We start from the raw sequence: 20,812 nt of genomic DNA, 5'->3' as shown, positions 1-20,812 counted from the left end.
GCGGGGCACGCAATGTGCTCCGCCGTGCTTGTGGTCGACAGCGGCACCAACATGAGACAAACTCAACCTTTTCGATTTATCGACAAGTTTTCCTCATGGAGCCCCCGGTGCTTGAAATCCGTCACCTCAAGACCCTGCACGCCTTGCGCGAAGCCGACAGCCTGGTGGATGCGGCCGATCGCCTGCACCTGACCCAGTCAGCCCTTTCCCACCAGTTCAAGGAACTGGAGGAACGCATGGGCATGCCACTGTTCGTGCGCAAGACCAAACCGGTGCGCTTCACCAGCGCCGGTTTGCGCCTGCTGCAACTGGCCGACGCCACCCTCCCGCTGCTGCGCGCCGCCGAACGCGACATCAGTCGCCTGGCCGGGGGCACCGCCGGACGCCTGCACATGGCCATTGAATGCCACAGTTGCTTCCAGTGGCTGATGCCGACCATCGACCAGTTCCGTGACGCCTGGCCGGAAGTCGAGCTGGACCTGGCCTCGGGGTTTTCCTTCGCCCCGCTGCCGGCCCTGGCCCGTGGCGACCTGGACCTGGTGGTGACCTCCGATCCGGTGGACCTGGCCGGGATCACCTATGTACCGCTGTTCACTTATGAAGCGATGCTCGCGGTGGCCAACCAGCACCGCCTGGCCAGCAAGGCCTATATCGTCCCCGAAGACTTGCTCCCGGAAACCTTGATCACCTACCCGGTGGAACGGGACCGGCTGGACATCTTCACCCGTTTCCTCGAACCCGCCGACATCGAACCGGCCCAGGTCCGTACCTCGGAACTGACGGTGATGATGATGCAACTGGTGGCCAGCGGGCGCGGCGTGTGCGGCATGCCCCATTGGGCGCTGCATGAATACAGCTCGCGAGGCTATGTGAAAGCCAAGCGGCTGGGCGAGAAAGGACTGTTCGCCACGCTGTATGCGGCAATCCGCGCCGACATGCTCGATGCGCCGTACATGCGTGACTTCCTGCTGACGGCCAAGGACACGTCGTTTTCGACGCTGGATGGGGTTAGTGCGGTTCGCTGATTTCTTAATGAAGGAAAACTGTACAAATGTGGGAGCGGACTTGGTCCGGGCGGCGTTCCGACGAAGGCGGCATAACATTCAAGATTGATGTTGCCTGCCCCACCGCTTTCGTCGGAACGCCGCCCGGAGCAAGCCCGCTCCCACAGGGGATCAGCGGTGACTTCAGAGCTCGCGCCACATGTGGATCTTGTCGAAGTAATCTTCCCCCACCCGCACCGCCATCGGTTCCAGGCCGAACTGGATGAAGCCGCAGCGCTGGTAGAGGTTGAGCGCGACATCGTTGCCGGCGGTGACGGTCAACTGGACCAGGCGCAAACCCTCATGGTTCTGCGCCTCGGCCAATGCCGCCTGAACCAGCTGATGGCCGAGGCCGCGCTGGCGAACCTTGGCGGTCACATACATGCCAAACAGCGTCACCTTGTGCCGGGCCTTTTCCCGAGGCTCGAACGCAAGGCCGACGATGCCGGCCAACCGGCCTTCTTCGAACGCCCCTAGCACCAGGTCCAGCTTGCCGGTCAGGCGCGACTCCCACCAGCCCAGCGGCATCGTCGCTCGCTCACGCACGCTCGAGGTAAAGGCCTGCGGGTGCAGGTCGTAGGCTTCGAGCATCAGCGCCCGGTAGTCCAGGGCATGGCTGGCATCCAGTCGTTCGATCCACATGCTCAAGCCATCCGTTTTTGCTCAAGCATCAACCGCAGCGCCAGCGCCGACAATACGAAGCCCATGAAATAGCGCTGCATCGCCAGCCAGGTCGGATTGCTGACAAACCACGAGGCGATGCCCGCGGCAAACATGGCGATCAGCAGGTTGACGCAGAAACTCACGCTGATCTGGGTCAGGCCGAGGATGATGCTCTGGCTGAACACCGAGCCGTGCTCCGGCGTGATGAACTGCGGAAACACCGACAGATAGAACACTGCGATTTTCGGGTTCAGGGCACTGGTCAGAAAGCCCATGGTGATCAGCTTGCGCGACGAATCCGGGGGCAACTGCTGCGCCTCGAACGGCGAGCGCGCACCGGGCTTGATCGCCTGCCAGGCCAGCCACAACAGGTACAACGCACCGGCCCACTTCAACACTTCATAGGCCATCGGCACGGCCAGGAACACCGCGGTCAAACCGGCGGCGGCGGCAAACAGATGCACGAAGAATCCCGCAACCACCCCAAGCAACGAAATCACCCCGGCCTTGCGCCCCTGGCAGATTGAACGGGAGATCAGGTAGATCATATTCGGCCCCGGCGTCAGTACCATCAGCAACGCGGCGGCAGCAAAAATCAGCAGGTCTTGAAGCGGGATCATGGGCGAAGTCCTTTGCGTGATGATCAGGCGATCGCAGTCAGCGATGCACGATAAAACGGCAGGATCAGGTCCCGTGTCAATGGCGCCAGGCTGACATCGCCTTCGGTGGCCGGGTCGATCCAGATCACTTCTTCGATCTCTGCCTGCGGGGTGACATCCGAATCAATGTTCAGCTGAAAAAGCTCGGCGTGTACAACAAAACCCGGCTCGTTGGCGGCCGGTGCCGAGAAGTGACCGAGGTAAACGGCCTGCGCCGGGTCGATGTCCAGAGTCAACTCTTCTTCAAGTTCCCGGGCCAGGGCGTGGACCGGCAACTCATGGGGCTCGATCTTGCCACCCGGCTGCATGAACGCCGTGGTGCCACGCTTGCGCACCAGCAGTGTGCGGCCATCAGGGCCGATCAGCAGGGCGGCGGCGATATGGATAATACGCGGTAAAACAGCGGATACAGATGTCATGTGTCAGCCATGGACCCTGGTGGAAATCACTAGGATCCCATGTCCGACCGTCCGCCGTCATGCCTTGGCCTGAACCAGCTCCGGCGTATCCTGCGGGACCTTCACGAAAATCCTGTACTTGCCGCCTTCCATGGCTTCGAAGGCGATCAGTTTTTCCACCAGCGGCCCGTTCAACACCTTGCCGGCATTGAGCAGGAGCATGCCGTTATCGGCGTTGAGATTGCGCGCCAGCATCATCCCGGCCGTCAGTTCCCGGGTGGTCAGGACCTTGACCTGCGGATCGGCCAGGGTGATATCGCTCAGGAATGTGGTGCATACCTTGATGAAATCTTCGAGCAGGTCAGGATCGTAAAGCCGTCCGGCGTACTGGCGCAGGTAGAGCAGCGCTTCGTCGCTGTTCATCTGTCGTTCGAGAATCAATCCTCGCTGCAACTCGACGAAGTCGACCGCCAGCTTCAGCAATCGCGATCCGAACGGAATGGCTTTGCCCTTGAGCCGGTCGGGGAAACCACTGCCGTCCCAGCGTTCCTGATGGTGCAGGATCAACCGCGCCGCGTCCTTCATCGGGTCCAGGGTCATCAGTAGCGATTCGCTCTGCTTCGGATAGCCACGATAGCGGTCGCGGTCAGTGTGCCTCAGCAGATCCGAAGGGGTGACCATCATGCTGTCGGACCAGCTCAGCTTGCCGATGTTGTACAGAGCGGCCGCCATGGCCAGGTCGCGGCTGGCAGCTTCATCCAGCCCATGTTCCGTGCAGTACCCGCGCACCAGTTCGATGATCTGCCGGTTGGTCTGCTTGGCCGATGGCAGGCGCAGATTGGCCAACAGCGAGAACACCTCGGTGCCGGTGACATAGCTGTGCTTGAGCTCCTCGTAAGCCAGGTCGAGCATGTCGGCGGTCTGCTGCAATTCGGCGGTGCGGGCGGCGACATGTTTTTCCAGTGTGCTGTTGAGCAACTTGAGCTGGTCGTTCTGCACCCGGGTCAATTGTTCCAGGCGCTGGCGCTCACGCTCCGAATGCTGGTGGTCCAGGGCCTGGCGCAGGGTCAGGAGCATTTCGTCGTCATTCCAGGGTTTGCTGATGTAGTGGTGGATCTGCCCCTCATTGATGGCTTTGATGATCGCCGAGGGGTCTGCATAGCCGGTGAGCATGATCCGCATGGTCGCCGGATAGCGCTGACGGACATGGGCCAGCAACGTGGCGCCGTCCATATTGGGCATGCGTGCATCGCTCATCACCAGATCCACTGGCTGCAACGCCATGATTTCCAACGCCTGGGCACCGCTGGTGGCCAGCAACACCTCGTAGGGCTGGCCGCGCAACAGGCGACGCAGACTGTTGAGGATCGGCTCCTCATCATCGACCAGCAACACTTTGGGGCGACTGTTCAACATCGGTACGGATTGCTCTTCCATGGCATGGTCTCAAGCGAGTCATTTAGTGTGACAGGCAGCGCGGGCCTACCGTCTTTCCCGCCTACGCTTGAATGACAGGCTAGATGATTTTCCGTATCGCTCGCGCTAATTATTGTTTTGAGTTCTGCGGGCAAAATGGCCAATGGCGACTATGCTCAACGCAATGGACTGTACAACCGGCCTGCTGGCAGCCATGTGACGAGGGAAAAGGATGCTCCCGAAAATGAACGCGCGTACTCCTGCCGGTACCGCCCCATGAACACCTGGCAGACGCGCATCAATCGTCGTGTGCTCATCGTCGACGATACCGCGTCGATTCATGCCGATTTCGCCAAGATACTCAGCCCGGCCGCTGTCGAGGATGACAGTCTTGGGCAAACCGAAAACCTCCTGTTCGGCACCCTGTCCACCACACCGGCCCAACACTTTGAACTGGACTCGGCGTTCCAGGGCCGCGAAGCCCTGGACAAACTCGAAGCCGCCCTGGCGAACGATCGCCCCTACGCCATGGCTTTCATCGACATGCGAATGCCACCAGGCTGGGATGGCCTGGAGACCATCGAACGGTTGTGGCAGGTCGATCCCAAACTGCAGGTGGCGCTGTGCACTGCCTACTCCGACTACTCCTGGGAGGACATTGACCGACGGCTGGCGCTGAACGACCGCCTGCTGATTCTGAAGAAGCCCTTCGATGCAATTGAAATACGCCAGATGGCCAGCGCCCTCACGGTCAAATGGCAGATGACCGAAGACGCCGCGCTCAAGATGAACCTGCTGGAACAAGCGGTCCAGGAACGCACCCGGGAACTGTCCGACGCCAATATCATCGTGCAGAACAGCCCGACCATCCTTTACCGGTTGCGTGGCGAACCGTCGTTTCCGCTGATGTACATTTCCCATAACATCACCCGCTACGGACACGTCGCCGCCGATCTGGTGGGCTCGGCCAACTGGGCCCAGCAGTTGATCCACCCGGAAGACCAGGCCAGTGTCGATGCGGCCATGGCCCGGGTGCTGGACCGTCATGCGCTGGGCGCCTCGATTGAATTTCGCCTGCGCACCGGCCAGGGAGCATGGCGCTGGGTAGAGAACCGCTACATTCCCGTACGCGACCATGACGGTCGCCTGCTGGAAGTCGAGGGGATCATTCTCGACATTACCGAACGCCGGCAGGCCGAAGAAAAAATGGCCCTGCTCGCCCGCACGGACGGGCTCACCGGCCTGGCCAACCGCGCCACCCTGATCGAACGCTTGCATCAGGCCTTTGCTGCCGCACGTCGAGGCGCAGAGGCATTCGCGGTATTTTATCTGGACCTTGATCACTTCAAGCGGATCAACGACACCCTCGGCCACCCGGTGGGTGATCTGCTGTTGCAGGAAGTGGCCCGGCGCATCAAATTCGGCGTGCGGGAAAACGATGTGGTGGCACGCCTGGGCGGGGACGAGTTCGCGATCCTGCAACTGGACGTCAGCGACCCGACCCAGTCCGCCGCCATGGCGGCCAATATCCGCGATGCGCTGCTGACGCCGTACAACCTCGCCGGCAATGCCCTGCATATTTCAGTCAGCATAGGCATCAGTAGCTACGGCGTCGCCTGCCTCGACGCCGACAGCCTGCTGAGCCAGGCGGACATGGCGCTGTACCGCTCCAAGGAAATGGGCCGCAACCAATATCACTTCCACTCGCAGGAGATCACCCAAGAAGTGGCCGAGCGCATGGCCATCGCCAATGACTTGATGACGGCCATCGAGCGCGATGAACTGGCGCTGCATTACGTTCCGGAAGTGGATATGCACAGCGGCAGGATCCTGGGCATGGCAGCGCAAGTGCGCTGGTGTCATCCCCGGCGCGGCGAACTGCTGGCGCCGGCCTTCGTGCCCGCGGCGGAAAAGACCGGTGCCATCATCCCTCTCGGGCGCTGGGTGCTGGATCAGGCCTGCCGGCAGATGAGCCTGTGGCGTAACGAGGGAATGGCGCCCCCCGTGATGGCGATCAAACTGTCCCTGGCGCAGCTAAAGAGTGGTCCGGAGCTCATTTACGACGTGCTGCGCACCACTGCGCGCTGGGAACTCGCCCCCTGGGACCTGCGTTTCGACGTGACCGAAGCGACTCTGGCACAAACCAAGTGGACCCAAAACGATGTGCTGCCACGACTGCGTGAGCTGGGGGTAAAAATCGCCATCGATGATTTCGGCACCGAATATTCATCATTCGATTACCTGAAAACCTACCGGGTCAATCACCTGAAGCTCAACCAATCCTTTATCGACGGCGCGACTCAGGATGCGGCTGGCGCCAACAGCCTGCGGGCAATCGTCAACTTCGCCCGGGACCTGGGAATCGGCATCATTACCGAAGGCGTCCAGCCATCGGATCGGCCCCGCACGCCAGCGTCAACCGCCCCGCTGCCAAGCGCACAAGGCCTGTACTTCAGCGAGGCCGTAAGCGCGGAACAAGCGGCCCGGTTGCTCAAGGACGGGAACATGGCGCCCCCATCCTCCAGGGAGGATGAGGAATGAAAACACTTTTCTCCCAGACCAACCGACGTATTCTCATCATCGACGATACACCGGCGATCCATGCCGATTTTCGCAAAATCCTCACCCCGAACACCGACGGCGAAGCGGATCTGAACAGTCTCGAACACTCACTGTTCGGGACTCGGCAATCTTCGCGCCTCAACTTCCAGCTCGACTCCGCCTACCAGGGCAAGGAAGCCCTGGCGTTGGTCGAACGCGCACTGGCCGATGGCCACCCCTATGCCCTGGCGTTTATCGACATGCGTATGCCGCCTGGCTGGGACGGTCTTGAAACCATTGAACACCTGTGGAATGCCGACCCGAACCTGCAAATTGCCTTGTGCACCGCCTATACCGACTACAGCTGGGAAGCCATGGCCGAACGACTGGAGCTCGGTGACCAGTTGCTGATTCTGAAAAAACCTTTCGATACCCTGGAAATCCGCCAGATGGCCAATGCCCTGACCTGGAAATGGCAACTGGCACAGGACGCGGCGCTGAAGTTGTTGAGCCTTGAGCAGACCATCGAGGCACGGGTACACGAACTGCTCAAGGTGTCGCACCTGCTGCAGTACGACGCCCTCACTGGGCTGCCCAACAGCACTTTGCTGGGTGATCGCCTGAGCCAGTCGCTGGCCGCTGCCCGACGCCATGACAAGCACCTGGTGGTGATGTTTCTCGGACTGGATCGGTTCAAGCGCATCAACAACGCGCTGGGCCACCCGGCCGGGGACGAAATGCTCAACCGGGTCGGGCAACAACTGCTCAAGTACGTGCGAGAGTCCGACTCGGTCTTTCGCTATGGCGCCGACGAATTCGTGGTGATCCTCAGCGACATCAACCACCCCCAGCAGACCCGCGGCATCGCCGAAAAACTGCTGAGTGCCGTGCGCAGCCCACAGTCGATCGCCGGCCAAGAGATCAGCATCACCGCCAGCCTGGGTATCAGCGTTTACCCCGATGACGGGTTCGAGGCCATTGACCTGATCAAAAAAGCCGAGTCCGCCATGCGCCATGTCAAGGAGAGCGGTCCGAACGACATCGGTTTCTTCATCGAAGCCATGAACCAGCGTGCCAGGGAGCAGCAGAGCATCGAATCGGGCATTCGTCAGGCCCTGCAAAGACACGAATTCGTCCTGCACTACCAACCGAAAATCGAACTGAGCAGCGGACGGGTAGTCGGTGCGGAGGCGCTGGTGCGTTGGCAAAAACCCGGGCATGGCCTGGTCTATCCGTCCGAGTTCATCCCCGTGGCCGAAGACAGCGGCCTGATCGTGCCACTGAGCAAGTGGGTTCTGGCCGAAGCCTGTCGTCAGGCACAACGCTGGCAAGCAGCCGGCCTGCCGGCGATCCGCATGTCAGTCAACACATCGGCCATCGACTTTCGCCAACGTGATTTCGTCGAAGGTATCGAACAGATACTCCAACAAACGGAAATGCCCCCCTGCCTGCTGGAACTGGAAATAACCGAAGGGGTACTGATGCAGAACGTTGAAACGACCATGACCGCGCTGAACCGGCTGAAAACGCTGGGGGTGCGCCTGGCGATCGATGACTTCGGCACCGGTTATTCCAGCTTGAGCTATCTGCGCCGGTTCCCCATCGATGTGCTGAAAATCGATCAGTCGTTCATTCGTGGCTTGAGCAATGACACCAACGATGCCGCCCTGGTCAGCGCGATCATCAGCCTGGGCAGGAGCCTCGATCTGAATGTCATCGCCGAAGGCGTCGAGACCGAGGAACAACTGGCGTTTCTCAAGGCCCATCAATGTGAGGAAGGCCAAGGTTACTACTTCAGCAAGGCCCTGCCGGCAGACTCTTTTGCGCGGCTGCTGGCCGTTGGCTGGGCAGAACAGCGAGACGACTCATGAACAGGCAGACACGACAGTCCGGCGGTAAATTCGCGAGACGATGGCCCATCTCCCTTGTCCCCCACTCCCTTGCGATCCTGCTTTACGGGCTCAGTGCTATCGCCGGTGCCGCGCCGCTGGACGAACCGCTCAAACCGTTGCCCGAGATACCGAAACAGAACCCCGCTCAGGTCGAACTCGGTCGCAAGCTCTTCAGTGATCCGCGCCTGTCGGTCAACAACACCCTGTCCTGCGCCAGTTGTCATCAACTGGACAAGAGCGGAGCCGACACCCGCGCGCTTTCCCTCGGCTTCGATGGACAACCGGTATCGATCAACACGCCGACGGTATTCAACGCCAGCCTCAACTTTCGCCAATTCTGGGACGGCCGCGTCGAAACGCTCGAGGCGCAAAGCAACGTCGTCATTACCAGTCCCCACGAAATGGGCAGCGACTGGAACACCATCATCCAACGGATCAACGAGGATGCAGACTACCGCGCAGGCTTCAGCGCGGCGTACCCGAAGGCAGTGACCAAGGCCAATATACAGAGCGCACTGGCCGCCTACGAGCGCACCCTGCTGACGCCCGGATCCCGTTTCGATCAATACCTGCTGGGCAATACAAGCATCCTGACCCTCGACGAGAAATACGGCTATCAGCGCTTCAAGGACTACGGCTGCATAGCCTGTCATCAGGGCGTGAACATCGGTGGCAACATGTTCCAGAAGTTCGGGGTGTTCGGTGATTACATCGCCGATCGCGGCAACCCGACCGTCGCTGACCAGGGACGGTTCAACATTACCGGTGACGAAGCGGACCGCTCGGTGTTCAAGGTCCCGAGCCTGCGCAATGTCGCGCTGACCGCCCCCTACTTTCACGACGGCTCGGCGCCCACCCTCGAAAGAGCCGTGGACGTCATGTTCCAGTACCAGTTGGGGCGCATGCCGAGCGCTGAAGACAAAGCGCTGATTGTGAAGTTTCTCAAGACCCTGACCGGCGAATGGAAGGGCAAGTCATGATAAAGCTTTCACGCCGCTTCAGCCTGCTGTTACTCGCGCTCGTCGCCGTGCTCCTGGCCTCGACCCTGGTTTTTCTGTACTTCAAATCCAACTCGGAACAGACCGTGACCTACTCGGAATCCCGGGATCTGATCCGCCTGATGAAACAGCAGGACGCCCAGTGGGAAAACGAGGTCCTCAAGTCCCGGGTGGCGATTTCGCATAACTACGACCCTCTGGTTTCGCCAATGAACGAGATGAACCGGCTATGGGAGCAGTTCGATACCATGGAGTCAGGTCATGGGCGCAACGACTCAAAGCAATGGAGCGATGCCCACGAGGCTTTTCTGCAGGCGATGCAGGAAAAGACCCGACTGGTGGAGCAGTTCAAGTCGCACAACGCCTTGCTGCGCAACTCGCTGGCCTTCCTGCCCACCGCCGAGGACGACATCCAGGCGCAACTGGCCGACCTGCCTGACCTCGACAAGCTGCAAGTGCAAAACATCGCCACCGATACCTATGACCTGTTGCTCAGTGCCCTGGAGTTCGCCCAGGTCACCTCCGTCGACAAAGCCGCCGACATTCAGGTGGGGCTGAGCAAACTGGCGGTGAACGCGCAACGCTTGCCTGGGGAGTTTCATACCCCGATCAGGATCCTCAGCAATCACGTCGCCCTGATCCTGCGCGAGCAGCCGCTTGTCAACGCTTTGCTCGAAGACATCGAAGCGGTTCCCGTGGCGGATCGTCTGGACGACATCACCAACATGCTCAACCTGGATCAGCAACGGTCCGAGAAAATCGACAAGAAATACCATTTCTACCTGCTGGTGTTTTCCGGCCTGCTGGTATTGCTGCTGATGTGGCTGGCATTTCGGCTGATCCGCAGCTTCGCCGAGATCAACCGGGTCAACAATGCTCTGCAAACCGCCAACGACGTGCTCGAACAGCGGGTCGAGGAACGTACCCGCGAGCTCAGGAATGCCCAGAGCGAACTGCTCGGCGCCGCGCGCCAGGCCGGTATGGCCGAAATCGCGACCAACGTGCTGCACAACGTCGGCAACGTGCTCAATAGCGTGAACATCTCTGCCGACCTGATTGCGCGAAAGCTTCGCAGCAGCAAGACCCTCGGACTGGGCAAGGCAATGCAACTGATCAACGGCCATCCGGAGGATCTTGGCCATTTCCTGACCGAGGACGAAAAGGGCAAGCTACTGCCCGGTTATCTCAATCAACTGGTCGGCGCCATCGCCCAGGAACAGCAGGAGATGGCCGACGAACTGGGTCAGATGAGCAAGAGCGTCGACCATATCAAGGACATCGTTGCCACCCAGCAATCCTATGCCGGGGCCAACAGCATCACCGAACCGCTGTACATCAGCGAACTGCTCGAAGACGCACTGCGCATGAATACCGGTGCGCTGGCCCGGCATCACGTCACGGTGATCAAGGAATACAGCGAGGTGCCTCAGGTGATGGGGGACAAGCACCGCTTGCTGCTGATCCTGATCAACCTGATCAGCAATGCCAAGTACGCAATGTCCGACCTCAACAACCGCTCAAGGGAAATGACCCTCGGTGTGCGAATCGTCGACGACACTTTCCTGGAAATCAGCGTCAGGGATGATGGCGAAGGTATCGCCCCGGAAAACATGACGCGGATCTTTGCCCACGGTTTCACCACCCGCAAGGAAGGTCATGGTTTCGGCCTGCACAGCTGCGCGCTGGCGGCCATCGAGATGAATGGCCACCTCACCGCCCATAGCGACGGCCCCGGCCTTGGCGCGTTGTTTACCTTGCAGATACCGCTGATCACCGTAACGGAGAACGCATGAGTGAGCTCTCGAACCGCCGCATTCTGTTAATCGACGACATGCCGTCGATCCACGACGATTTTCGCAAGATCCTCGCCCCGCCCCAGGCTCACTCGGCAGAACTCGACGAGATGGAGGCCGCATTGTTTGGCGAACAGACCCAACCCGAGCGCCCGATTTTCGAACTGGATTCGGCCTATGGTGGCGAAGAAGGCCTGGGCAAACTCAACCTCGCGCTGCAGGAACAACGCCCCTACGCGCTGGCGTTTGTCGACATGCGTATGCCCGACGGCTGGGACGGGGCAAAGACCATCGAACACCTGTGGCAGCAGGATCCGCAATTACAGGTGGTGGTCTGTACCGCCTACTCCGATTATTCCTGGGACGATCTGCTCAATCGTCTGAATGCCCATGACCGGCTGCTGATCCTGAAGAAACCGTTCGACAATATCGAAGTCAAGCAGATGGCCAACACCTTGCTGACCAAATGGGAAATGACCGAACGGGCCTCGCTGCAGATGCATCACCTGGAACACCTGGTGGATCAGCGCACCGCCCAGCTCAAGCAGGCCAGCGAGGCTTTGCAGCGGGAAATCGACGAGCGCAAGCAACTGGAAGGCCAGTTGGTGCAATCGGAAAAGCTCGCTTCGCTGGGCCAACTGGCGGCCGGTGTCGCGCATGAGATCAACAATCCGATCGGGTTCATCTCCTCCAACCTTGGCACTCTTGACGGTTACTTTCAGCAATTGCTGACCATGCTCGACGCCTATCACAGCGCTGAACAGGTCCTGGCGGGCAGCCAGACAGCGTTGCAACTTGAGCACATGCGCGAGCAGATCGAACTTGAGTATCTGCGCGAGGATGTGCCGCTGCTGATCAAAGAGTCGAAGGAGGGAATCAGCCGGGTCGGGCAGATCGTCAGGGACCTGAAAGACTTCTCCCGGATCGACAACAATCAGGAATGGCAATGGGCCAATCTGCAACAGGGCATCGAGTCGACACTGAACATCGTCGCCAGCGAACTCAAGTACAAGGCGGATGTAGTCAAAGACTATCAGGTGCTGCCGGAAATCGAGTGCCTGCCGTCGCAAATCAACCAGGTCATCATGAACCTCGTGGTCAACGCCGCGCAGGCCATGGGCCCCGAACGCGGCACCATCACCCTTCGCACCGGGACGCAGGGCGAGACGGCATGGATCGAAATCGCCGATACAGGATCAGGCATCGCGCCCGACACCCTGCAAAAAATCTTCGATCCGTTTTTCACTACTAAACCGGTGGGCCAAGGGACAGGGCTCGGCCTGTCCCTGTCCTATGGCATTGTGAAAAAACACGGTGGCGATATTTCGGTGAGCAGCGAGCTGGGGAGCGGGACGACGTTTCGCGTACAACTACCGCTACGCCAGACCCGACCGGCCGCCTGACGGCGCCTCAGAGCGCTTCCTGGAAGTCCATCTCCGGCGGCTGCCGACGGAACCCGCCGGTCAGCACCGCCAGGTACACCACGCCGATTGCCAGCCAGCTCAAGCCCAGGTAAATCGCCAGGTGATCGAGGCTGACCATCAGCCACAAATCCGCTGCCAGGCCGATGAACGGGAACAGCAGGAACAACACGAACTCGCGCAGACCTTTGTTTTCGCCACCGATCCAGTAATGGAAGATCACCGACAGGTTCACCAGGCTGAACGCCAGGAACGCGCCGAAGTTGATGAACGAGGTCGAGGTGGTGACGTCCAGTTTCAGTGCCAGCAACGCCACCACCGCGCACAGCAGGATGCTGTTGATCGGCGTGCCGAAGCGTTCGTGCAAGGTGCCGAAAAACGACTTCGGCAACACGCCGTCGCGGCCCATGGCGTACAGCAGCCGCGAACCGCTGGCCTGGGCCGACAGGCCCGAGGCGAACTGGCCGACGATCAGGCCGATCAGGAAGATCGAGACGAACAGGTCGCCACCGATGTTGCGGGCAATTTCATAGGCCGCCGAGTCGACGCTGTCGAACTGGAACGACGGATGGGCGACCTGCACGAAGTACGACACACCGACGAAAATCAGCCCGCCGATCAGGGTGATCAGCATGATCGCCCGGGGAATGGTGCGGCGTGGATCACGGGTTTCCTCGGTCAGGGTGCTGACCGCGTCGAAGCCCAGGAACGAGTAACAGGCGATGGCCGCGCCGCTCATGATCAGCGGCATCTGCATGTCGCCATTGAAGAACGGTTTGATCGACCACAACGGCGTGCTTGCATCACCGCCGACGTAATGCACGCACAGTGCGACGAAGGCGATCAGTACCAGAAACTGCACCAGCATTAGCAAGGCATTGATGCCGTTGGCCAGTTTCAGGCCGACGATGTTGATCGCGCTGGTGATGCCGATGAACGCCAGTACCCAGATCCACTGCGGCACCGCCGGGAATGCGGAGTTGAGGTAAGCCGCGCCGATCAGCCAGATCGCCATGGGCAGGAACAGGTAATCGAGCAGCACCGCCCAACCGGCGATGAACCCGAGCTTCGGGCTGATGGCCTTGCGCACGTAGCTGTAGGCCGAGCCGGCCACCGGGAACGCCGAGGCCATGCGCCCGTAGCTCATGGCGGTAAAGAACATCGCCACCAGCGCCGCGAGGTACGCGGCCGGCACCATGCCGGCGGTGGATTGGGCGAGGATGCCAAAGGTGCCGAGCACAATGATCGGCGTCATGTAGGCGATGCCAAACAGCACCACCGACCCTAGTGACAGGGTGCGTTGCAAACGAGCCATGAGCGACTACTCCGGATTTTATTGGATTTATGGCAGAGCCGAGTTCGGCGCAAATTACGGGTGTTGCGTTGTTGTTCTTTGGCGTTGAATCCAGTTGAAAGCCTGAAAAGATCGCAGCCTTCGGCAGCTCCTACGCCGAACGCATTTACCTGTAGGAGCTGCCGAAGGCTGCGATCTTTTGATGTTCAGTTCGAAGGAATCAGCAGCTCCCGCAGCCCACCCGCCTGCTCAACCACCTCCCCCGGCAACCTCAGCCGCTGATCATCCAGATAACGGTAATCCTGGCGTGCCGCCGTCAGCTGGTTCAGGTCCAGCTCGACCGCAAACTGCCCTTCCTCGCGTCCGGCTTCGAACAACAAGGTGCCCATTGGATCGACCAATGCGCTGCCGCCGGCAAACAGCAAACCACCGTCACCCTCTTCCACCCGGTTGACCATCAGCGCAAACGCCTGGTTTTCCTGGGCGCGGGCCATGATCGCGGTGCGGTGGGTCGGGCCGTAGGGGTCCATGTTGCCGTTGGTGACGATCAACAGTTCGGCCCCCAGTTGCGCCAGGGCACGGGCGCTTTCGGGGAATTCGATGTCGTAGCAAATCAGCAGGCCCACGCGCACGCCGTTCCACAGGCAGGTGGCGTAGCGATCGCCCGCCTCGTAGACGCCGCGATCCGAGGCCCACAAGTGAGTCTTGCGGTACTTCAGCGCGATGCCTTCAGGGGTGATCAACAGCGTGGTGTTGTAGAAGCGGCCGTTGTCGTTCTCGGCCATGCCGATGGCCACGCCGATATTGCGCTGGCGGGCGGCGGCGATTACCGCGCTGACGGACGGGCCGTCCAGTGGTTCGGCCACCTCGGCCACGGACTCGGCCGAAGGGAAGCCCATCAAGTGGCCTTCGGGGAACAGGATCAGTTGCGTATCGGCTGCACACGCAGCCATCGCCGCCAGAGTGCGTTCGAGGTTGTAGGCCGTGTCGTTGTCACGGCCTGCCAATTGGGCGAGTTCGACCTTCATGGGTATTCCTTGTCATGGGCCGGGCGGCAGAAAGATTGCCCGGTCGGTGTCTGTGCGCCAGTATGCGCACCAAGCAACCGGGCGGGGAATCACGCCGCTGGGGTAACACGATAGGGGTAGATGCATGACACTCTCGTTGGACGACATCGCCTGGCACCGCTCGGTGGGGCAACTGATCGACGCCCTGGACAAGCCCAATTTCTGGACCCGGCTTGTACGCCTGCTGGACCAGTACGTACCCTTCGACAGCTGGGTGGCGCTGCTTTTCAGTGCCGATCAGCGCCCGCAAGTGTTCGCCGAATGCCCCGGTGAAAACGGCAGCCCCGACCAGTTGTTCCAGGACTACCTGCGCGGCCTGTACCTGCTCGACCCCTTCTACATCGCCTGCCGCGAGCAGTCGCGCACCGGGCTTTATCGTCTGTCGGAAGTAGCCCCGGAGCACTTCGAGCTGACCGAGTATTACCAGCGCTACTTTCGCCTGAATGTGGTGGCCGATGAAATCCAGTTCAATTGCCAGCTCGAAGGCGACCGCACGCTGTGCCTGTCACTGGGTAGCAAGCAGCGCTTCAGCGGCCAGCAGATCGCCTTGTTGTCGCTGATCCAGCCGTGGGTGCTCGGCCTGTTGCGCCAGCGTCTACCCTACGACATCAACGAAGCCGTGGCCCTGGCCCCCGCACCGCCACACGCCGACTGGCGGGTACAGCTGGAAGCCTCGGTGCAGCAGCTCAAAGGCGCGCAGTTGACGGCCCGGGAGCTGGATGTCGGGCGTTTGATGCTCAGCGGTTGCTCCAGTAAAGAAATCGCCCGTAAGCTGGAAATCTCTGTCGAAACCGTGAAAGTCCACAAGAAACACATGTACAGCAAGCTGGGGATCAAATCCCAGTCCGAGCTGTTTTCGATTTTTCTCCAGGCACAAAATGCCTGAAAAGATCGCAGCCTTCGGCGGCTCCTACATGGATCGCATTCCCTGTAGGAGCTGCCGAAGGCTGCGATCTTTAAACTCGAGTCCGAACCCAAGGAAACCGTATGAGCCTGTCACTCCTGAGCCGCTACGCCTTCTTTGCCGCCTGCGTGATATTCACCCTCGCCAGCCTGCCTTTTCTTGACTATGACTGGCTCTGGCCGATCACCGCCGTCACGGCTGTCCTCAGCCTGATCGGTGTGTTCGATCTGCTGCAAAGCCCCCACGCAGTGCGCCGCAATTACCCGATCCTCGGCAATATCCGCTACCTGGTCGAAGGCATCCGCCCGGAGATCCGCCAGTACCTGCTCGAATCCGACAGTGACGCCCTGCCCTTCTCCCGGGCCCAGCGCTCGCTGGTCTATTCCCGGGCCAAGAATGAAACCGCCGACAAACCCTTCGGCACGCTGATTGACGTGTATCAGTCGGGTTTCGAATTCATCGGCCACTCCATGCGCCCCGCGCCCTTGAGCGACCCGAGCAGTTTCCGCGTCACCGTCGGCGGCCCGCAGTGCACCCAGCCGTATTCGGCGTCAGTGTTCAATATCTCGGCCATGAGTTTCGGCTCCCTCAGCGCCAACGCCATCCGCGCGCTGAACCAGGGTGCCAAGCTCGGCAACTTCGCCCATGACACCGGCGAAGGCAGCATCAGCCCCTATCACCGGGAAAACGGTGGCGACCTGACCTGGGAACTGGGCAGCGGTTACTTCGGCTGCCGCACCAGCGACGGCCGTTTCGACCCGGAACGCTTTGCGGCGCAAGCCCGGACGCCGCAGGTACGGATGATCGAAATCAAGATGAGCCAGGGCGCCAAGCCCGGCCACGGCGGCATCCTGCCCAAGCACAAGGTCACCCGGGAAATCGCTGAAACCCGCGGCATCCTGATGGGCGAGGACTGCGTGTCACCGTCGCGCCACGCTGCGTTTTCCACGCCGATTGAAATGATGCATTTCATCGCGCAACTGCGTGAATTGTCCGGCGGCAAACCGGTGGGCTTCAAGTTCTGCCTCGGCCATCCGTGGGAGTTCATGGGCATCGCCAAGGCCATGCTGGAGACGGGCATCCTCCCGGACTTCATCGTCGTCGACGGCAAGGAAGGCGGCACCGGCGCCGCGCCCGTGGAGTTCACCGACCACATCGGCGTGCCGATGCGCGAAGGCCTGCTGTTCGTGCACAACACCCTGGTGGGCCTGAACCTGCGGGACAAGATCAAGCTCGGCGCCAGCGGCAAGATCGTCAGCGCCTTCGACATCGCCAGCGTGCTGGCCATCGGCGCCGACTGGGCCAACTCGGCGCGCGGTTTCATGTTCGCCATCGGCTGCATTCAGTCGCAGAGCTGCCACACCAATAAATGCCCGACCGGCGTCGCCACCCAGGACACCCTGCGCCAGCGCGCGCTGGTGGTTCCGGACAAGGCCCAGCGCGTGTTCAACTTCCACCGCAACACCCTCAAGGCCCTGGCGGAAATGCTCGCCGCCGCCGGCCTCGAACACCCGTCACAGCTGTCAGCCAAGCATCTGGTGCGACGCATGTCGGCGACCGAGATCAAATTGTTCTCGCAGTTGCACGTGTTCCTCAAACCGGGGGAATTGCTGACTGGCGAAGTGAACGGCGAGTTCTACTCGCGGATGTGGCAGATGGCCCGGGCCGACAGTTTCGAGCCCAATGACATAGCGGCGGCATGACTTCGCCACCCCGATCAAAATCGCGCATTACCAGCGCAGTGTTTTGCTCGGGGTCGGTTCCTTCATCACGATAAAACCGTAATCACCGATCAGGTAAATCCGGTAGAACTGGCTGTCCACCAGCGCCGGATAGCCCTGGTACCCGACCCGCGTCGCGTTGCGCCGCTCCTGCTCCGCCACCACGTTGGTGATCCCCGCTTTCGGCAGGTTTTCGGCCAGCATGTAAAAGTCGGTATTGAGCAAATAGTGCAGCACCGGCAACTGCTTGAATGAGCCTGCCGCCGCCACTAACCAATAGTCGGAATAACTCACCGAGATGTAGATCCGCCTGGCTTCGCGAAGCGACTGGTGGCTGGCGATGTCGTACGCAAGACCGGCCAGTGCCGTGGACGCAAAGGTTTTCTGCACCGTCAGCACCCGACCATAGGCGAACGACAGCGACAACATGGCCAACAGGGGAATCATCAACAGCAGCGGCAGCCGCTCATGGATCGAGGCCAGCGCCAGATGCCCCAGGTAGAACAGCAACACCAACAACACGGCGAAGCCCATCAAGGTGCGGGCGCCTTCGTTGAAGTCGCGAAAAAACAGCGCGACACCGGACACCAGCAGCGTCACCACCGGCAAAGTCAGCAAACACATCAGGCCGATCAACAGCTTCTTTGGCCCACCGTCCTGGCGCACCGCTATGTTCAATCCCAACCGCACTGCCCCGGCTATCGCGATCAACAGTAACCCGCCGAACACCCAGAGCCATCCGCCATGGAACAGCAGCACGACTTTTTCCAGGACCCGGGCAATGTTGATCTGGATCTGCAAAAAAGGGTGCGCCGTCCAATCGAGCAACGATGTGCGATTGGAGTCCATGTACGGACCCGCACTGACGCTGTAGATCAACCCGCCGAGGATGACCTGGGCGGCTTTCCAGCCCAGCAGGTCGCGCCATGGCAACGGGGCCGTCTTATCGTTGGCGGCCCTGAGCAACTCCAGGCAACACAGGCCCAGGAACACATTCAGGCTGACCTGATACAACCCCAGCGCCAATGCAATCAGGAACGCCGGCACCAGCCATTGCACGCTACGCCACGGGTGACGGAAGGTGATGGCGTAGATCACTGCCACCAGGCTGAGGGTCGTGGTGGGACCGTCGTATTGATAGGACAGGTTTTGCAGGAAGAACGGGTTGTACCAGAGCGGCAACAGTACCAGGCAACAAGCGACGCTTGGCTTGTGAAAGTAATGGAGCGTCAGGCTGGTCAGCGCCGACGCCATGGCCAGCGTGGCGATCAGCAAGGGCAAGGGAAAGATGTTCGGCGCGGCATGGCTGAAGGTCAGCGCGTTGTAGAACAGCTGGGCGAAGAGTCGGCCCTGCTCGGCCCAGGCCATGCCCGCCGACAGCGAGCGCCAGTTGTCATCGATGTAGGGATAATCGGCGAGGATCAACGGCAGGATATACACCAGGGTGGCAAACAGAAAAAACCGCCAGACCTGGTGCCGACTGAGCTCGCGAACGAAGAGGTCGCTGAACCGGCCCATGCTAACGCCCGCCCCGGTCTTTGCCGCCGACGATGTCCTTGATCACATAACGCGGCCGGTGCTTGGCCTCGATGTAGATGCGACCGATGTACTCGCCGAGGATGCCGATGCCGATCAACTGCACGCCGCCGAGAAACAGGATCGCAGTCATCAGCGACGGATAACCGGGGACGCTGTTGCCGAAGAAAATCTTGTCCAGCACCATGTACACCGCATAGAGCACCGCGAAAATCGAAATGCCGCCACCGACGTAAGTCCACAAGCGCAGCGGCACGGTGCTGAATGAGGTCACGCCTTCCAGGGCCAGGTTCCACAGCTTCCAGCCATTGAACTTGCTGCTCCCCGCCACCCTTCCTGGCCGCTCGAACTCCACCACCACGGTGTTGAACCCGGCCCACGACAGCACGCCTTTCATGAACAGCTGATGCTCGGGCAAGGACCGGATCACGTCGACCACCTTGCGATCCATCAGCCGGAAGTCCCCGACGTTTTCCTCGATGCGGGTGTAGGCGATGCGATTGAGCACATGGTAGAAAATCGACGCGCTGTGACGCCTGAGGTAGCCGTCGTCAGCCCGGCTGCGACGCTTGGCGAGTACCACGTCGGCCCCCTTTTGCCATTGCTCGATCAACAACGGAATGACGTTGATCGGGTCCTGCAGGTCGACATCCATCGGGATCACGGCATCGCCACTGGCGTATTCCAGGCCGGCAAACAGTGCCGGCTCCTTGCCGAAGTTGCGCGAGAAATTGATCAGCATGACCCGATCATCCGCCTGGGCCAGTGCCGTAGCCTGTTCGGCCGTGCGGTCGGAGCTGCCGTCGTTGATGAACACGATCTCGACTTCGGTGTCGCCCAGCCTCAACTCCCGTCGCACCGCCTGATAAAACAGGTTGATGGACTGCTCTTCGTTGAACACCGGGACAATGAGCGAGATTTTCATCGATCACGCTCACGAAACACCACGTATTTGGAATACAGGAAACCGAACACCAGGCTCAACGCCGAAAACAGGGCCACGGTGAACAAACCGTGCAATCGCCAGATGTCGCCCAGATGACCGACACCCAGGCTCAATGCCCCCATGCCCAAAAGAAACAGCAGATAACCCGCGACCGTGGCACTGGCGGCGAAGGTAAATTGCGCGTTCATGTAGAAGGAAAACGACGCAGCCACGCAAAAGGCAGCCAGGTTGCTGACCGCCTGGCTGAGGCTGGCCGCCACGCTCAGCAGGAAAAAGATCTGCCAGTGAATCAGGGTGTTGGCGACCCCGATCACCGTGTAACTGGACAGACCTTTCCACAACAGTCTCATGGGAGGCTCCCGCTTCCAGAACGTTGCATTCAATAGTATTTGAGCCTGTCTACTGTCAGAAATCGCAGGTTGTTGGACCTTTCAGACCAGCGGTTGAGCCTTGAAGCAACGCCCGAGACATCCGGTAATATCCCGACTTTGCAATTGCCCGCGAATCAGTCCACCCTGCG

17 protein-coding genes are annotated in these 20,812 nt (G+C 60.4%); 8 read left to right on the top strand and 9 right to left on the bottom strand.

The genetic code is table 11. The features are described 5' to 3' along the window. Positions 1-107: 107 nt before the first annotated feature. Entirely contained in the window at positions 108-1,025 is a 918-nt protein-coding gene (metR, locus tag AB4O40_RS22960) for a transcriptional regulator MetR (RefSeq protein WP_007985733.1), read from the top strand. A gap of 162 nt (positions 1,026-1,187) precedes the next feature. On the opposite strand, the gene AB4O40_RS22955 is transcribed toward metR, so the two are convergent. Genes AB4O40_RS22955 through AB4O40_RS22940 form a run of 4 tightly spaced genes read right to left on the bottom strand, consistent with a single transcriptional unit; the run spans position 1,188 to position 4,200 of the window. Next, positions 1,188-1,685 carry an N-acetyltransferase family protein gene (locus AB4O40_RS22955; RefSeq protein WP_460057911.1) on the bottom strand — a complete coding sequence of 166 codons (498 nt, stop codon included), beginning with the start codon at positions 1,683-1,685 and terminating at the stop codon, positions 1,188-1,190. Positions 1,686-1,687: 2 nt separating this feature from the next. Next, positions 1,688-2,326 (bottom strand): LysE family translocator, encoded by a 639-nt coding sequence (locus AB4O40_RS22950; RefSeq protein ID WP_056721107.1) that lies wholly within the window; start codon positions 2,324-2,326, stop codon positions 1,688-1,690. A gap of 23 nt (positions 2,327-2,349) precedes the next feature. Beyond that, positions 2,350-2,784: an NUDIX hydrolase gene (locus tag AB4O40_RS22945; RefSeq protein ID WP_223542185.1), complete on the bottom strand. Its 435-nt coding sequence runs from the start codon at positions 2,782-2,784 to the stop codon at positions 2,350-2,352. A 57-nt stretch (positions 2,785-2,841) separates the two neighbouring features. After that, complete coding sequence (locus AB4O40_RS22940; protein WP_056721111.1) at positions 2,842-4,200, bottom strand: response regulator c-di-GMP phosphodiesterase, NosR family; 1,359 nt, start codon at positions 4,198-4,200, stop codon at positions 2,842-2,844. 255 nt (positions 4,201-4,455) lie between these two features. Here AB4O40_RS22940 and AB4O40_RS22935 point away from each other — a divergent pair, with 255 nt between their 5' ends. The 5 genes from AB4O40_RS22935 to AB4O40_RS22915 are packed head-to-tail and all read left to right on the top strand — an operon-like array spanning position 4,456 to position 12,806. Further along, the gene (locus tag AB4O40_RS22935; protein WP_460057916.1) at positions 4,456-6,720 is read left to right on the top strand and encodes a GGDEF/EAL domain-containing response regulator; all 2,265 of its coding nucleotides are present in this window, start codon (positions 4,456-4,458) and stop codon (positions 6,718-6,720) included. Further along, positions 6,717-8,591 carry a putative bifunctional diguanylate cyclase/phosphodiesterase gene (locus tag AB4O40_RS22930; protein ID WP_056721116.1) on the top strand — a complete coding sequence of 625 codons (1,875 nt, stop codon included), beginning with the start codon at positions 6,717-6,719 and terminating at the stop codon, positions 8,589-8,591. The genes AB4O40_RS22935 and AB4O40_RS22930 overlap by 4 nt, the downstream gene beginning before the upstream one ends. Continuing rightward, positions 8,588-9,592, top strand: coding sequence for a cytochrome-c peroxidase (locus tag AB4O40_RS22925; RefSeq protein ID WP_460057922.1), 1,005 nt, complete (start codon positions 8,588-8,590; stop codon positions 9,590-9,592). The genes AB4O40_RS22930 and AB4O40_RS22925 overlap by 4 nt, the downstream gene beginning before the upstream one ends. Beyond that, positions 9,589-11,403, top strand: coding sequence for a DAHL domain-containing protein (locus tag AB4O40_RS22920; protein WP_056721120.1), 1,815 nt, complete (start codon positions 9,589-9,591; stop codon positions 11,401-11,403). The genes AB4O40_RS22925 and AB4O40_RS22920 overlap by 4 nt, the downstream gene beginning before the upstream one ends. Continuing rightward, positions 11,400-12,806, top strand: a complete 1,407-nt coding sequence (locus AB4O40_RS22915; protein ID WP_056721122.1) for an ATP-binding protein — start codon at positions 11,400-11,402, stop codon at positions 12,804-12,806. Before AB4O40_RS22920 ends, AB4O40_RS22915 begins: the two co-directional genes overlap by 4 nt. A gap of 7 nt (positions 12,807-12,813) precedes the next feature. Here AB4O40_RS22915 and AB4O40_RS22910 read toward each other — a convergent pair whose 3' ends face one another. Both AB4O40_RS22910 and AB4O40_RS22905 read right to left on the bottom strand, forming a co-directional pair. Then, positions 12,814-14,139, bottom strand: a complete 1,326-nt coding sequence (locus tag AB4O40_RS22910) for an APC family permease (RefSeq protein WP_460057926.1) — start codon at positions 14,137-14,139, stop codon at positions 12,814-12,816. 185 nt (positions 14,140-14,324) lie between these two features. Beyond that, positions 14,325-15,146 carry a carbon-nitrogen hydrolase family protein gene (locus tag AB4O40_RS22905; protein ID WP_056721126.1) on the bottom strand — a complete coding sequence of 274 codons (822 nt, stop codon included), beginning with the start codon at positions 15,144-15,146 and terminating at the stop codon, positions 14,325-14,327. 124 nt (positions 15,147-15,270) lie between these two features. Here AB4O40_RS22905 and AB4O40_RS22900 point away from each other — a divergent pair, with 124 nt between their 5' ends. Together AB4O40_RS22900 and AB4O40_RS22895 are read left to right on the top strand one after the other, a co-directional pair. Next, positions 15,271-16,071: a helix-turn-helix transcriptional regulator gene (locus AB4O40_RS22900; protein WP_223542189.1), complete on the top strand. Its 801-nt coding sequence runs from the start codon at positions 15,271-15,273 to the stop codon at positions 16,069-16,071. A gap of 101 nt (positions 16,072-16,172) precedes the next feature. Next, a complete protein-coding gene (locus AB4O40_RS22895) occupies positions 16,173-17,792 on the top strand; it encodes an FMN-binding glutamate synthase family protein (protein WP_409078256.1) in 1,620 nt (539 codons plus the stop codon). Between the two features lie 27 nt (positions 17,793-17,819). Here the strand turns inward: AB4O40_RS22895 and AB4O40_RS22890 are convergent, their stop codons facing one another. From AB4O40_RS22890 to AB4O40_RS22880, 3 genes are read right to left on the bottom strand one after another with little or no spacing between them, the layout of a single operon-like run. After that, entirely contained in the window at positions 17,820-19,328 is a 1,509-nt protein-coding gene (locus tag AB4O40_RS22890; protein WP_409078257.1) for a glucosyltransferase domain-containing protein, read from the bottom strand. A 1-nt stretch (position 19,329) separates the two neighbouring features. Continuing rightward, on the bottom strand, positions 19,330-20,271 hold the full coding sequence (locus AB4O40_RS22885) for a glycosyltransferase family 2 protein (protein WP_056721135.1): 942 nt from the start codon (positions 20,269-20,271) through the stop codon (positions 19,330-19,332). Continuing rightward, a complete protein-coding gene (locus AB4O40_RS22880; RefSeq protein ID WP_056721138.1) occupies positions 20,268-20,642 on the bottom strand; it encodes a GtrA family protein in 375 nt (124 codons plus the stop codon). The genes AB4O40_RS22885 and AB4O40_RS22880 overlap by 4 nt, the downstream gene beginning before the upstream one ends. Positions 20,643-20,812: the final 170 nt, after the last annotated feature.

The organism is Pseudomonas sp. S2_F07, assembly GCF_054668325.1.
The sequence above is the reverse complement of the archived record's forward strand: the minus strand, read 5'-3'. Positions and strand labels throughout refer to the sequence as shown.